Source organism: Priestia sp. JNUCC 25, assembly GCF_053667915.1.
Map to the genome: position 1 here is coordinate 835,000 of NZ_CM132211.1, position 13,343 is coordinate 848,342.

A 13,343-nucleotide genomic window follows, 5' to 3' on the forward strand; every position below is an offset into this window, starting at 1 on the left:
ATTTTATTAATGGCTACATATGTAATATAGTAAAAATAGAAAATAAACGAAGCAGCATATAAGCAGGGTTAAAAAACATCAAAACGGGAATCTTGACATTAACTTCATGTTTTTAACCATGTATTGTGAATGAATATACTTATTGCTAAATAATATGTTGTAGAAGGAATTTAGCAAAGGAGGCAAGAAGATGTTTAAGCGTAGTGAAAAAATCCAAATTCATGGCGTAACATTTCATGGAGTCATGAGTGCGAAGCAAAAAGCCGTCCTGCAGGAAATTGCTAATGTAACAGACGAAAAAGACTGGGATGGGCTAAAAGGTGTATATTGCTTAGGCAGTGTAAAGGTGCAAGGAAAAGATGTGCTAGGTGTGTACTATGGCCAATTTAATGATAACCTTCCAAAAGAGAAGCGCAAACTTCAGTTTGAAATTGACTATATTAAATATACAGTAACAGAATGTCCTATTGTCTTTATCGATACAACAAAAAATAAAAAGCCTCATCAATTTGCTTTTATCATTCTGCATGAATTAGGCCATCATGTGGATCGTATGACAAATGGAACGCTTTTAAAAGAAGGAAATAGAACGCAAGAAATGTTTGCTAATACGTATGCTTTAGAGAAATATTCAAAAATAGAAAAGTTCCAAACAAAGAAGTTGAAAAACATTCCATTTTTAGAGGAGTCTCTTACTCAATGGAATAAAACTCCTCATCCTGGAGCTTATTCTCTTAGAGTTCAAATTGAATAATTCACGAGAATAGTTCCTCTCTCTCCGTTTTTTATTTTCCTATCTTTTTTCCTCTTCCTTTCTTTTATCCTTCCAATGAACAAAAAGGATTTAATTACCCATAAAGTTTTAAAAGTTTTTATAGTACGAATTATTTACACTATACCCTCCTGTAAATTATGATTATTTTAAGAAAAAACAGAAAATTTTAAAGTTTTAAGGTACAACTTAATAGTGAACAAGCGATGTTGTAATCGTATAGACGAACTGGCATACATATGCGAGTCATACATACAAACGAATCGCTTCCACTGTTATGAAAGCGGATTCAAAAATAGGAGGGGTAATAATGTTAGCTATTCTTGGGTTTTTGATGGTTTGTACATTTATGTTTCTAATTATGACAAAACGATTAACGCCGCTTATTGCTTTAATGGTTATTCCAGTATTGTTTGCCATCATAGGGGGATTCACAAGTGATATTGGAGAAATGGCTTTAAATGGTGTAAAAGAATTAGCACCTACAGGCGTTATGTTAATGTTTGCTATTTTATATTTTGGAATTATGATTGATGCTGGTTTGTTTGATCCAGTTGTAGGAAGAATTTTAAAAATCGTAAAAGGTGATCCACTAAAAATCACAATTGGTACAGCTATTTTAGTTCTTATTATCTCATTAGACGGAGACGGAACAACAACATATATGATTACGCTTTCAGCGATGCTTCCGCTTTATAAAAAGCTAAACATGAAGCCGATGATTTTAGCCTGTATCGCTATTATGGGTAGTGGAGTTATGAACTTAACGCCTTGGGGCGGACCTACTGCTCGTGTGATGAGCGCATTGAAGTTAGATGCTTCACAGGTGTTTACACCACTTATTCCAGCCATGATTGGTGGAGCTGGTTGGTTATTATTCACGGCTTACTATTTCGGGAAAAAAGAGCGCCAGCGCTTAGGTGTTATTGATATTCAAGACGTCACAAATGCTCAAGTAGCTTTTGCAGAAGCAGCCGCTGCTGAAGGAATCGAGTACAAGCGTCCGAAGCTTTTATGGGTAAACTTTGCTTTAACAGCTCTATTATTAGTAGGACTTATCACAGCAGTTATGCCGCTTCAAATTCTATTTATGATTGGATTTGCAATCGCTATCATGATTAACTATCCAAATTTAGAAGTTCAAAAAGAGCGTATTACAGCACATGCTGGTAATGTACTTGCTGTTGTATCTCTTGTATTCGCAGCAGGCGTATTCACAGGCATTTTATCTGGTACAAAAATGGTAGATGCAATGGGTAATAGTTTAGTAGGATTAATTCCAGATGCGTTAGGGCCTTACATGTCTGTGATTACAGCCATCACAAGTATGCCATTTACGTTCTTTATGTCAAATGATGCTTACTACTATGGGATTTTACCAATTATTGCTCAAGCAGCTTCAGCATACGGTATTGATGCTGCAGAAATTGGCCGTGCTTCATTGATTGGTCAACCTGTTCACTTACTAAGTCCTTTAGTTGCTTCTACGTATCTATTGGTCGGTATGGCAAAAGTCGAGCTTGGTGAATTCCAGCGCTTTACTTTAAAGTGGACGATTGGAACAGCGATGGTGATGCTTTTATTAGCTATTATTACAGGAGTTATTACGCTGTAAAGATCATGAACCTAAAAACTTATCAATTCCGCTTTTGGGATTGATAAGTTTTTTTGTCTAAAAAGCTTTTGGAATAAGGAGCGGATATACAAAAAATTTTGATAAAATAAAAGAGGAATAGAACTATAAGGTAAAGGCTAAAGGTGCGATGAAATGAAAAAATGGTTTCAAGTATCGCTGCAAACAAAAATCGTAGGTTTATCCGCAGCATTAATCATAACTGTTATTGTTCTTTTAGCGAGTATTTTCTCTTACATGCAGTTTGTAGAATCTAAAAGGCAAGCCGAGCAGCTGGCTCTACAAGCAGCCAAATCAATATCATTTATGCCCGAAGTCAAAGCTGCTTTTCAAAAAAAACAGCCGAGTCGCTATATTCAGCCGCTTGCCGAGCAAGTGAGGGAACAAATCGGAGCAGCAAGTATTGTGGTTCAAAACCGTGAGCAAATCATCTATTCTCATTCTAATCAAAAATGGATAGGAAAGAAAAACAAAGAGGCGGTTAACGATAGAGCACTATTATTCGGCGGATATTATACGCTTGACGGAGAGGGAACCACAGGTCCTGCTATTATGGGGAAAGCGCCTATTGTCATCAGTCACGGAAAGTATACGGAGGTCGTAGGAGTAGTGACAGTTGAGTTTTTAAAGTCTCATGTTCATGCTCAGCTTATTACGCGTATTCAGCAAATTATCCTATTTTCACTAGCTGTTTTATTACTTGGTATGATCGGAGGTATTTTTTTAGCTAAAAGTATTAAAAAAGATACTCTCGGTCTTGAGCCCCATGAAATCGCTTCTTTATATCGTGAACGAAATGCGATTTTACTTTCGATAAAAGAAGGAATTATTGCTATTGATCATCAAGGCTTTATTACGATGATGAATACATCAGCTAAAAATATGCTAGGGCTACAGGCGGAATATTTACATCATCATATCATTGAAGTATTTCCTTATACGAATATGATTGAAGTGCTAGATACAGGAATAGCCCGAAGCGACCAAGAGATTTTTCTAAATGAAAAAACGTTTATCTTAAACTTAACACCTATTATTGAACATCAACGAATTGTAGGAGTGGTCGCTAGTTTTCGTGATAAGACAGAATTAAAAAGCTTAATCAATACGATTTCAGAAGTACGAAGGTATTCAGAGGATTTACGGGCTCAAACGCATGAGTTTACGAATAAGCTGTATGTTTTGTCGGGTTTGCTGCAGTTAGGGCAGTACAAAGATGCATTTGAGTTTATTCAAAAAGAATCAGCCGTACACCAAACACAAAATCGTATTCTATTTGATCAGATATTAGATTCTAAAGTCCAAGCAATATTGCTTGGGAAGATTGGAAAAGCATCTGAAAAGAAAATTCACTTTTCGGTTGATTCGGAGAGTACACTCGATACGCTCCCAGAACATATTGAAATTTCTCATCTCATTATCATTATTGGGAACTTAATTGATAATGCATTTGAAGCGGTGAGTCAGCAGTCTAAAAAAGAAGTGTCGTTTTTTATTACCGATATTGGTCATGATTTAATTATTGAAGTGATGGATAACGGACCAGGTATATCAGAAGAAGTACTAAATCAAATTTTCACAAAAGGTTTTTCAACCAAAGGTACAGATAGAGGATACGGACTGGCAAATATAAAGAAAATGGTAGATGAACTTGGAGGATCTATTGAAGTGTATAATCAGCCAGAAGGAGGAGCCATTTTTTCAGTTTACCTTCCAAAAAACTGAATCATGAGAAGTAAGGGGAGAGTCGAAATGTTACGAGTCGCAATTGCAGAAGACGATTTTCGAATTGCTCAAGTTCAAGAGCGATTTTTATTAGAAGTAGATGGTGTAGAAGTTGTAGGCAAAGCGTTGAATGCAAAAGAGACGCTTGAGATGTTAAAGGAGAAGAAAGTTGATTTACTTCTTTTAGACATCTATATGCCAGATGAAATGGGAACGGATTTACTGCCAAAAATTAGAGCGCAGTTTCCACAAGTTGACGTTATCGTGGTAACGGCTGCAACAGAAAAAAACATTGTAGAAATCTGTTTGAGAAACGGCGTCGTTAATTATTTGATTAAGCCCGTTATGATGGAATCCTTCATTAATGCTATTAAACAGTATCAAGAGAAAAAGGAACTGTTTAGTACGCATGAAGAAGTTGATCAATCATTTATTGATGCGTACTTTGGACATGTCAGAACAAAGCCAAAAGCGGATAAATCTCTTCCTTCAGGTATTGATGGTATCACATTACAAAAGTCAAAAGACATTTTAAAAAGCATCAAAGGAATTACAATCGAAGAGATGGGGCAACAAATGGGAGTATCTAGAACGACAGCTAGACGATATTTAGAGTATCTAGTATCAACTGGTGAATGTCACGTTGAATATGATTATGGGATTATTGGACGGCCGGAGCGCAAGTACTATTTAGCGTAGCATTAGCCTTGAAGGATGGTATATATGATCAAAAAGCTCATGATAGTGTTTATAAGTGTATTGCTTGTTAGCTGTTCTTCTCCCTCTAAAAAAGAACGTATTGATATGAAAAAAATTGAAATTGTGGCAGCCGGTGCAAAAGGCGGAGGAGCAGATGCAACAGTAAGAGCCATTCAACAAGTGCTAACGGAAAAGAAGATTGTGAAGGTACCCGTTTCTGTTAGTAATAAAATAGGTGGGCAAGGTGAAGAAGGATGGAAATATATTAAACAGAGAAAAGAAGGGAATATTGTTTCCGGAAATTCCAGTTTGCTGATTACAAATAATTTGCTAGGGCAAAGTCAATTAACCTATAAAGACTTTACTCCGCTCGCTATTTTAACATCTGAATGGGAGGTCATCGTAGTCCCTGCTAACTCTCCTATATATAATTTAAAACAGCTCATACGCACGTTAAATCAAAGTGAATCCAGTATGAAAGTGGGAATATCACCTCGCTTAGGAAACGACGATCATTTATCGTTCATGCAGCTAAATAAAAAAGCAGGCGTAGACTCTTCCAAGCTTGAGTTCTTCGTTTACAACAGCAGTCATAAAGTGATCGATGCGCTCGTTCATCATCAGCTAGATGTAGCACCTATGTCATTATCAGAAGTAAAAAAGCAGTACGAACAAGGGCAGGTAAGAATACTCGCCGTTTCTTCTCCCAGCAGGCTAGAAGAGCTAAAAGAGATCCCCACGTGGAAAGAAGCGGGAATTGACGTAACATTTAGCCATTGGAGAGGTCTAATGGGACCGCCTAATATGACCAAAGAGCAGGTAGCATATTGGAATAAGACAGTGTATGAAATGGTTCATACAAAAGAATGGGAACAACTGCTTAAAGATAACGATTTAACCTCTTTTTATAAAAATAGCAGCGGTGCTAAGGTATTTCTTGAACAGCAAAGCAAGCTGTATTCTGACTTAATGGGTGGAACAAATGATGAATAAATACAATAGAAAGAGGTTGGGACAAAAGAATTTTAGACGAAGTGAAAAACGAACCATTGATCAAGATGTTTGATTCGTGGTTCGTTTTTTTGTTGTGTTAAGCATAGTTTCATCTGTTTCGTTCCTTCTAGCAGTTGATTGGAGGGCAAGACGAAGACTCCTGCGGGAAAAGCGGAACAGGTGAGACACCACAGGAGCGTAAGCGACGAGGAGGCTCACCGGCCGCCCGCGGAAAGCGAAGTCTTGCACGGAAATCAACTGCGGTGTCAAAAGCAGTTCAGCTCATATATCCCATTTGTTCGTCTTTAGATTGAATTCATTTCGGTATGTCTCAACCTCTTTCTATCAGTGTACATCCTTTAAATCCAAGTTTTGAATGAACTCAATAAAAGCTTTTACGATGTTAATTTTTAATGAATCCTCATGATAAAACATCCATGTACTGCGTGTTAAAGGCTGCTGGTCTTTTGTTTTTAACGTGTATCTGTAAATCTCTGCTGCGTCATCAAGCAGCATACTCGGCAAAATCGCATAACCGAGTCCGTTTACAACCATCTTTTTGCATGTTTCTGCTTTATCCACTTCAATACTGACAAGGGGAGGCTGAGAGTAATTTTCAGCCCACCAGTTATCAACAGATGTTTTTAAAAAACGATCTTGGTGATAGTCAATTCGAGGTATATTGGGAAGGTTGTTTATGTCAACAGGCTGTGCAGACGCAATGCAAATCGTTTCTTTAAAAAGCAACTCTTTCTGATCCTGCCAGTTATAATCACCTTTTACAAACGCAATATGAACATCGTGCTTATAAAGTAAGTGGGCCATGTCACTGCTCCATCCGGTCGTGACTTTGAATTCAACGTCAGGAAATCGCTCTTTAAATAACCGTAATAGTCCAGGGAGCTTGTAGTCAGTGAAAAAGTTAGACACTCCTAGACGTAAAGTACCGGTTAATTGATCATCCATGTTTAACACATTTTCTTTTATTTTTTGAAGCGTGAGCAGCATTTCTTCTGCGCACTTCACTAAATATTCTCCCTGCGGTGTAAACTGAACTCCGCGGCGTCCTCTGTTCACAATCTGAACATGAAATTCCTTCTCCATCTGCTGCAGTCTATGCGTAAGCGCAGGCTGAGAGATAAACAGCTCCTTGGCTGCTTTTGTAATGTTTTTTTCTCGATACAACACTTGTAGAATAAGCCAATCTCGATCGTCCATACTACCCCTCCAGGAATAAAAAAAATGAATGGTTTATAATAAAATTTCGATATTTTAATTATCTCTAAAATTATACTATAGTTAAGAAGAGGAATGTTCGGTGTAAGAAAGAAAAGCCTTGTAGAAGGAAGGAAGTAGATATGAACGCAAGAATTATTTTTTTACAATCTATATTTTTTATTTTATTAACAAGCGTGGGAGGATTTCTTTTATCGTTAACAGGCTTATCCATTGGCTGGATGCTTGGGACCCTCATTTTAGCTGCTATTCTAGCTTTCCGAAAGCCGGGTTTTTTATCTCAAACAAGCAAAAAAGGTATTCCAAAATATTGGCTGTACGCAGGACAGTGTATTTTAGGAATTGAATTAGGTCAAAAGATTAACTTGTCTGTATTAACTACGTTTCAATCTCACTGGTCCACCATTACGATCATGCTTTTGCTGTCCGTTGTTTTTTCTCTTTTATCCGGTTATTTGCTATGGAAGTTCAGTTCCACAGACTTATTAACAAGCTTTTTCGGCACGACTCCTGGAGGAATGAGCGCAATGCCAGGCATGGCTGAAGAGGTAGGGGCCAATACGGCAGTTGTAAGCATCATTCAAACGATGCGCGTGTTTTTAGTTGTGCTTGCTGTTCCTTTATTTGTGGTCTATTGGGGAAGTAATACAGGTCGGCATGCAGTGTCAGCTACTCCAAGTATTTTTGGGTGGGAATCACTGCTATGGACAGGCGTTTTAATCGTTACAGCAGTAGTAGGCTATTATATAGGAAAAAAACTAAAATTTCCTGCTCCTTGGTTAGTAGGGGGAATGCTTACTGTTGCGATTGTTCAAACAGCTGCTTCATCGTACGCGGGCTATAATCTTCAAGCATACTGGCCTCATTCTGTGATGGTTTTATCGCAAATTTTTATCGCGTCAAGCATTGGTTCTCGCTTCCATAAAGAAATGTTTATTGGCGTAAAAAAAATTATAGTTGTTGCGCTTATTAATACAATCGGCTTAATTGCTGCTATGTTTGTTTGTGCACTATTCGTCTCCAAAATAACTGGAATTGAGCTTATTACGTCTATTTTAGCTTTTGCTCCTGGAGGCATTGCAGAAATGGCGACTACATCCATTGTATTGCAAGCCGATTCGACGTTGGTAGTAGCGGTCCAAGTGCTTCGAATTTTAACCATTTGGCTGCTTCTTCCTCCGCTGTTTCGCATGTTTCATCAATGGGGAGAAAGAAAAAGAATACATTCACACGTTTCATAATAAATATGTGAATGCACTAGGCAAAGTAAGAGAGAGTTTTAAAGAGGGAAATGGGGGGGAGAATAGATGAGTAATAAAGAAATGGTGGTCAGTCAGTTCGGGGGGAATGCTGGAAAGTACGTCAAAAGTAAAGGTCATGCGAAAGGCAAAGATTTAGCTGTTTTAGCGGAAATTGCTGAAGAAAATAGAGGAGGAAAGCTGCTTGATGTAGCAACAGGAGGAGGACACGTGGCAAATAAGCTAGCACCTGTCTTTCAAGAAGTAACGGCTTTTGACTTAACTCCTCAAATGTTGCAAAGTGCTGAAGGCTTCATTACAGGAAATGGTCATGAAAACGTATCTTTTGTTCAAGGAGATGCTGAAGATATGCCATTTCAAGATGACGAGTTTGATACTGTAACGTGCAGAATTGCACCGCACCATTTTCCAAACATTAAACAGTTCATCAAAGAGGTATATCGAGTGTTAAAGCCAGGCGGACAATTCTTGCTCATTGACAATGTAGCCCCGGAAGTGAATGCTTATGACGAGTTTTATAATCGAGTTGAAAAGACAAGAGATCCAAGCCATTATCGTGCTTATAAAAAAACAGAGTGGCTTTCTATGCTTGAAATGCAAGGATTCCGTATAGAAGTGCTGACAACTTTTCCAAAGCGCTTTTTATTTGATGACTGGTGTGGGATGATGAATGTTCCGGAAGAGACAAAGCGTGATCTTACTCAATATATGCTGAATATACCAAGCGGATTTAAGCAGTTTTTCGAAATCAAAACGAATCAACAAAGAATTGAATCGTTTCAAGGAGAAGCAATCTTTGTAGCTTGTTACAAGAATAAATAAAAAGAAGCCAACTCACCGGAGTTGGCTTCTTTTTTACTTATGCTCGTTGTTTTGAACGATTTCCAAAATATTGAGTAATACGGTCTAAAATAATCGCTAAAATAACGATTGAAATTCCGGCTTCAAAGCCCGTGCCAACTTCAAGTCGAGAAACTGCACGATATACTTCCGCACCAAGTCCCGGAGCACCTACAAGAGAGGCGATAACAACCATTGAGAGAGATAGCATGATGCTTTGGTTAATTCCTGCCATGATTGTTTTTGTAGCTAATGGAAGCTGTACTTTAAATAATTTTTGTTTTGTTGTTGAACCGTAGGCATTTGCTGCTTCTACTAAGTCAGCGGGTACTTCACGGATACCTAAGTTCGTTAAGCGAATCGTTGGAGGCATTGCAAAGATAACAGATGAGATAACACCTGGTACCACACCGATTCCAAAGAAGAAAAGTGCTGGAATCAAATAAACAAATGCGGGCATTGTTTGCATAAAGTCTAAGATTGGCGTAATAATTCGAGCCGTCTTTTCGCTTTGAGATGCCCAAATGCCTAGCGGGATTCCTACTATAATCGAAATAAATACGCTTGTTAAAACGAGGGCGAGTGTGTCCATTGTTTCTTGCCAGTAGCCAAGGTTAAGAATAAATAACAGGCCAATCATCGATAAAATAGTAAACGACCATTTTTTACTTGAAAACCAAGCAATGATTCCGACAATTAAGATTAAAATTAATGCTGGGGGAAAGGTTAGCACTAGTACAATAAAACTTACAATACCATCGACAATAGCTGAAATAACATCAAAGAATCCTTTGATATTGTCATTTAAAAACGTGACAAAATGGTCAATCCAATTGCCAACGGGAATTTTAGGGATACTATTCATTTACGTTCACCTCATTACTATCAGTACCGGCGAGTGCTTCAATCACTCGTTCTTTTTTTATGATGCCGCGCAGACGATGGTTTTCATCTACAACTGGTAGCGGAAAGCGACTGATAACCATTTTGTCGTACAAGTTTTCTAGTAGCGTATCTGTTGTAACAGTCGGAATATCCGTATCTAATACGTCTGCTGTCAGTTTATCTTGTTTAATGGCGCGGCTAATATCATCTGCAGTTACAACTCCTAGAAGAGTTTTTTTCTTGTCTACTACATAGATGCTTGAATAACCAGCTTCTTGCATAATTTTAAGCGCCACGCGCGGACCTCGGTCTACGGTAATGGATTCGGCACGATTCATCACGCTTTCAGCTGTGTATACTTTAGCTACATTAACGTCTTCGACAAAGCGCTCGACATAATCATTAGCGGGATTTGTCATAATTTCTTCGGGTGTTCCTACTTGAACAACACTGCCGTCTTTCATTAATACGATTCGATCTCCGATTCGAAGGGCTTCATCAAGATCATGGGTAATAAAAATGATTGTTCGTTCCATTTTTTCTTGAAGCTCTAGTAAGAAATCTTGCATATCTTTACGAATAAGCGGATCTAATGCACTGAATGCTTCATCCATTAGTAAAATGTCAGGGTCATTGGCAAGCGCTCGAGCGAGTCCGACACGCTGCTGCATACCGCCGCTCAGTTCACCAGGATATTGATTTTCGTATCCTTTTAAACCTACTAGTTCAAGCGCTTCTTTTGCTTTTTTTTCACGTTCGGCCTTTGGTGTACCTTGAACTTCTAATCCGTATTCTGTGTTATCAAGAACTGTACGGTGAGGGAATAAGGCAAAGTTTTGGAAGACCATGCTCATTTTTTTTCGGCGCATGTCGCGAAGTTCCTCTTTGTTCATTTTTACTACATCGGCACCGTCTAAAATAAGGGATCCAGATGTTGGTTCAACAAGGCGATTAAACATACGAACTAAAGTGGATTTACCACTTCCAGACAGTCCCATAATAACGAAGATTTCACCGGATTTGATTTCGAAGTTTGCTTGATTAACTCCGATTGTCATTCCTGTTTCTTCTAGAATTTCTTTTTTTGTTTTTCCTTTTTGAAGTAAATCAATCGCTTTTGACGGATTCTTACCAAACACTTTGGTTATATTTTTTACTTTTAATTTTACGTGTTCCATATGTCCACCTCAATTGTTGTTTTCTTTTACGTTCATTAATCTTTTGTCCAACTGTCGACTAGCTTTTTATGCTTTTTTACCCATTCTTGCGCTGCTTCTTCAGGATTGGAAGATTTTTCGACTTGTGACAGAAGAGGACTGATTAATTTATCATTCATCTGTGCATTATTCATCAATTTTATGACTTGAGGATTTGTCTTTTTAAATTCCTTGCTTGTCATTGTGTATATGTTGTCAGGGTCTCCAAACGAATTTTTAGGATCTTTTAAGTATTTGATATCAAAGTCTGCAAAAGCCCAGTGCGGATTCCACATAGTAACAACAATTGGTTTTTTGGCATCATAAGCTTTGCGCAGTTCACTGAGCATAGCTGCTTCAGACGATTTTACAAGCGTATAGCTTTTTAGGTTATAATCTTTTAACGCTTGTTCGGCTAATCCGTTAATACTGGAGCCTGGGTCAATTCCAATGACTTTGTTATCGACATCGGAAGCAACTTTAGCAAGGTCTTCCGTTGTGTTCACGTCTTTCATGTAGGCGGGAACTGCGAATCCTAAGCGTGCGTTTTTAAGCCAAGGGTCTTCAATGTTCACTTGATCTTTATATTTTTTGTAAAAAGGCGCATCTGTTGTAGGGAGCCATGGTGCAAATGAGATATCAATGTCGTCATTAGCTGTTCCTACCCAAACACCAGCTTTCTCTAAGAAAACAGTTCTAACCTTGTAGCCTCGATCTTCTAAAATGTGTTTCCAGACGTACGTGTAGGCGATGTTTTCAGTATAGTTATTCATGCCGATGGTAATGGTTTTTTTATCTTTAAATGCTCCATTACCGTTACCGCAAGCTGAAGTAATAACTAGAAGAAAACAAGTCATGCTGATTAACAATAGTTTCTTCATGCAATGTAACTCCTTTATAAAGTTTTAAATCAAACTGATTAATATGTAAAACGGCTACTAAACACAACGAAATGTATACCCGCTTTTTCAAATGATAAACCTAGAAAATTTAAAATGTGAAATAAACATAGTGGATGATTTTAGATGATGTAAAGTTATTTTTAACTAAAAATGTACATCGTAGTTAAGAGAAATTATGGGAAATAAATGGATGGAATAAGTGACTGTTGAATCAGTTTTACATGTTACCACTCTTTTTTTTACTCCGTCAACTTCAAGTCAAGAGTAATTAGACGATCAAGCTGTATAAATAAACGCGAAAAAGTATCTTTCTAATATAGTTATTTTTCCGGAAGAATAGGTGCTTAAAGAGCGTTGTATCAGCTTTTGCCTTGAATTATAAAAGGAAGGGAAATAACAGTGAGATATATAAGAACCCTGAAGGGAAATTGATAAAATAAAAAATATTTTGGAAGCCGGCATACGACCAATTTTTTAATTAAATTTAAAGATTCAGAAAATTTTATCTTGCGTAATTCTGGTTGCTTATAGTAAAATGAATGAAAGTCATTCATTTTATAGGTGGAGGGAAAGAGTTGGTTACAAGCACAAGTGAAAAATACGATAAAATCTTACAGGCAGCGATTGAAGTTATATCTGAAAAGGGGCTTGATAAAACGTCAATTTCAGACATTGTAAAGCGTGCAGGCGTAGCTCAAGGAACTTTTTATCTTTATTTTAGATCCAAAAATGCCCTTGTTCCTGCTATTGCAGAAAACTTACTTTCTTTGTCGCTTGAAAAAATTAAAGAAAGAGCTAAAGCAGCAACAAATTTTTTAAGTACATTAGAGGTAATGATTGACGAAACGTATAAAACAACAGATGAATATAGAGATGTTCTTGTTTTATGCTATTCGGGGCTTGCTTTTGACTATTCATTAGAAACATGGGAAGCTATTTATTTACCTTATTACAACTGGTTTGAAGAGGTATTAAATGAGGCTGTAAAAAAAGAAGAAGTCATCAAGCAGCTTAACGTTAAATGGACAGCTAAAACGATGATCAATTTGATTGAAAATGCTGCTGAACTTTTTTATATCGGGCGAGAGCAAGATGTCACACTTGAGCAATCGAAGGAAGAACTTTTTCAATTCTTAAAGCGTTCTCTTGTGCCATCCGTGTAATATTAGCGCTGCTGGTATTACACCTATCAAAATGACTGAC

General features: G+C 37.5%; 13 protein-coding genes. 9 read left to right on the plus strand and 4 right to left on the minus strand.

Features of this window, described 5'->3' with window-relative positions; genetic code table 11:
* Positions 1 to 190 precede the first annotated feature (190 nt).
* From JNUCC25_RS04385 to JNUCC25_RS04410, 6 genes are all read left to right on the plus strand, one after another.
* On the plus strand, positions 191 to 754 hold the full coding sequence (locus JNUCC25_RS04385) for an ImmA/IrrE family metallo-endopeptidase (protein WP_013055557.1): 564 nt from the start codon (positions 191 to 193) through the stop codon (positions 752 to 754).
* A 328-nt stretch (positions 755 to 1,082) separates the two neighbouring features.
* The gene (locus JNUCC25_RS04390) at positions 1,083 to 2,387 is read left to right on the plus strand and encodes a CitMHS family transporter (RefSeq protein WP_263033159.1); all 1,305 of its coding nucleotides are present in this window, start codon (positions 1,083 to 1,085) and stop codon (positions 2,385 to 2,387) included.
* A gap of 153 nt (positions 2,388 to 2,540) precedes the next feature.
* A complete protein-coding gene (locus tag JNUCC25_RS04395) occupies positions 2,541 to 4,130 on the plus strand; it encodes an ATP-binding protein (protein WP_029324841.1) in 1,590 nt (529 codons plus the stop codon).
* Positions 4,131 to 4,157: 27 nt separating this feature from the next.
* Positions 4,158 to 4,829 carry a response regulator gene (locus JNUCC25_RS04400; RefSeq protein WP_029324842.1) on the plus strand — a complete coding sequence of 224 codons (672 nt, stop codon included), beginning with the start codon at positions 4,158 to 4,160 and terminating at the stop codon, positions 4,827 to 4,829.
* Positions 4,830 to 4,853: 24 nt separating this feature from the next.
* Positions 4,854 to 5,822 carry a tripartite tricarboxylate transporter substrate binding protein gene (locus JNUCC25_RS04405; RefSeq protein WP_029324843.1) on the plus strand — a complete coding sequence of 323 codons (969 nt, stop codon included), beginning with the start codon at positions 4,854 to 4,856 and terminating at the stop codon, positions 5,820 to 5,822.
* A gap of 134 nt (positions 5,823 to 5,956) precedes the next feature.
* Entirely contained in the window at positions 5,957 to 6,136 is a 180-nt protein-coding gene (locus JNUCC25_RS04410) for a hypothetical protein (RefSeq protein WP_078081499.1), read from the plus strand.
* Between the two features lie 31 nt (positions 6,137 to 6,167).
* Here the strand turns inward: JNUCC25_RS04410 and JNUCC25_RS04415 are convergent, their stop codons facing one another.
* Complete coding sequence (locus JNUCC25_RS04415; RefSeq protein WP_013055563.1) at positions 6,168 to 7,040, minus strand: LysR family transcriptional regulator; 873 nt, start codon at positions 7,038 to 7,040, stop codon at positions 6,168 to 6,170.
* A 140-nt stretch (positions 7,041 to 7,180) separates the two neighbouring features.
* Between JNUCC25_RS04415 and JNUCC25_RS04420 the strand changes: the two genes are divergently transcribed.
* Both JNUCC25_RS04420 and JNUCC25_RS04425 read left to right on the plus strand, forming a co-directional pair.
* Positions 7,181 to 8,299 (plus strand): AbrB family transcriptional regulator, encoded by a 1,119-nt coding sequence (locus JNUCC25_RS04420; protein ID WP_064471336.1) that lies wholly within the window; start codon positions 7,181 to 7,183, stop codon positions 8,297 to 8,299.
* 66 nt (positions 8,300 to 8,365) lie between these two features.
* On the plus strand, positions 8,366 to 9,139 hold the full coding sequence (locus JNUCC25_RS04425) for a class I SAM-dependent methyltransferase (RefSeq protein WP_013055565.1): 774 nt from the start codon (positions 8,366 to 8,368) through the stop codon (positions 9,137 to 9,139).
* Positions 9,140 to 9,176: 37 nt separating this feature from the next.
* Here the strand turns inward: JNUCC25_RS04425 and JNUCC25_RS04430 are convergent, their stop codons facing one another.
* From JNUCC25_RS04430 to JNUCC25_RS04440, 3 genes are read right to left on the minus strand one after another with little or no spacing between them, the layout of a single operon-like run.
* A complete protein-coding gene (locus JNUCC25_RS04430; RefSeq protein ID WP_013055566.1) occupies positions 9,177 to 10,022 on the minus strand; it encodes an ABC transporter permease in 846 nt (281 codons plus the stop codon).
* On the minus strand, positions 10,015 to 11,220 hold the full coding sequence (gene proV / locus JNUCC25_RS04435; RefSeq protein WP_013055567.1) for a glycine betaine/L-proline ABC transporter ATP-binding protein ProV: 1,206 nt from the start codon (positions 11,218 to 11,220) through the stop codon (positions 10,015 to 10,017). Before proV ends, JNUCC25_RS04430 begins: the two co-directional genes overlap by 8 nt.
* A 35-nt stretch (positions 11,221 to 11,255) precedes the next feature.
* On the minus strand, positions 11,256 to 12,119 hold the full coding sequence (locus JNUCC25_RS04440) for a glycine betaine ABC transporter substrate-binding protein (protein ID WP_064471337.1): 864 nt from the start codon (positions 12,117 to 12,119) through the stop codon (positions 11,256 to 11,258).
* Positions 12,120 to 12,715: 596 nt separating this feature from the next.
* Here JNUCC25_RS04440 and JNUCC25_RS04445 point away from each other — a divergent pair.
* Positions 12,716 to 13,303: a TetR family transcriptional regulator gene (locus tag JNUCC25_RS04445; protein WP_029324845.1), complete on the plus strand. Its 588-nt coding sequence runs from the start codon at positions 12,716 to 12,718 to the stop codon at positions 13,301 to 13,303.
* Positions 13,304 to 13,343 lie beyond the last annotated feature (40 nt).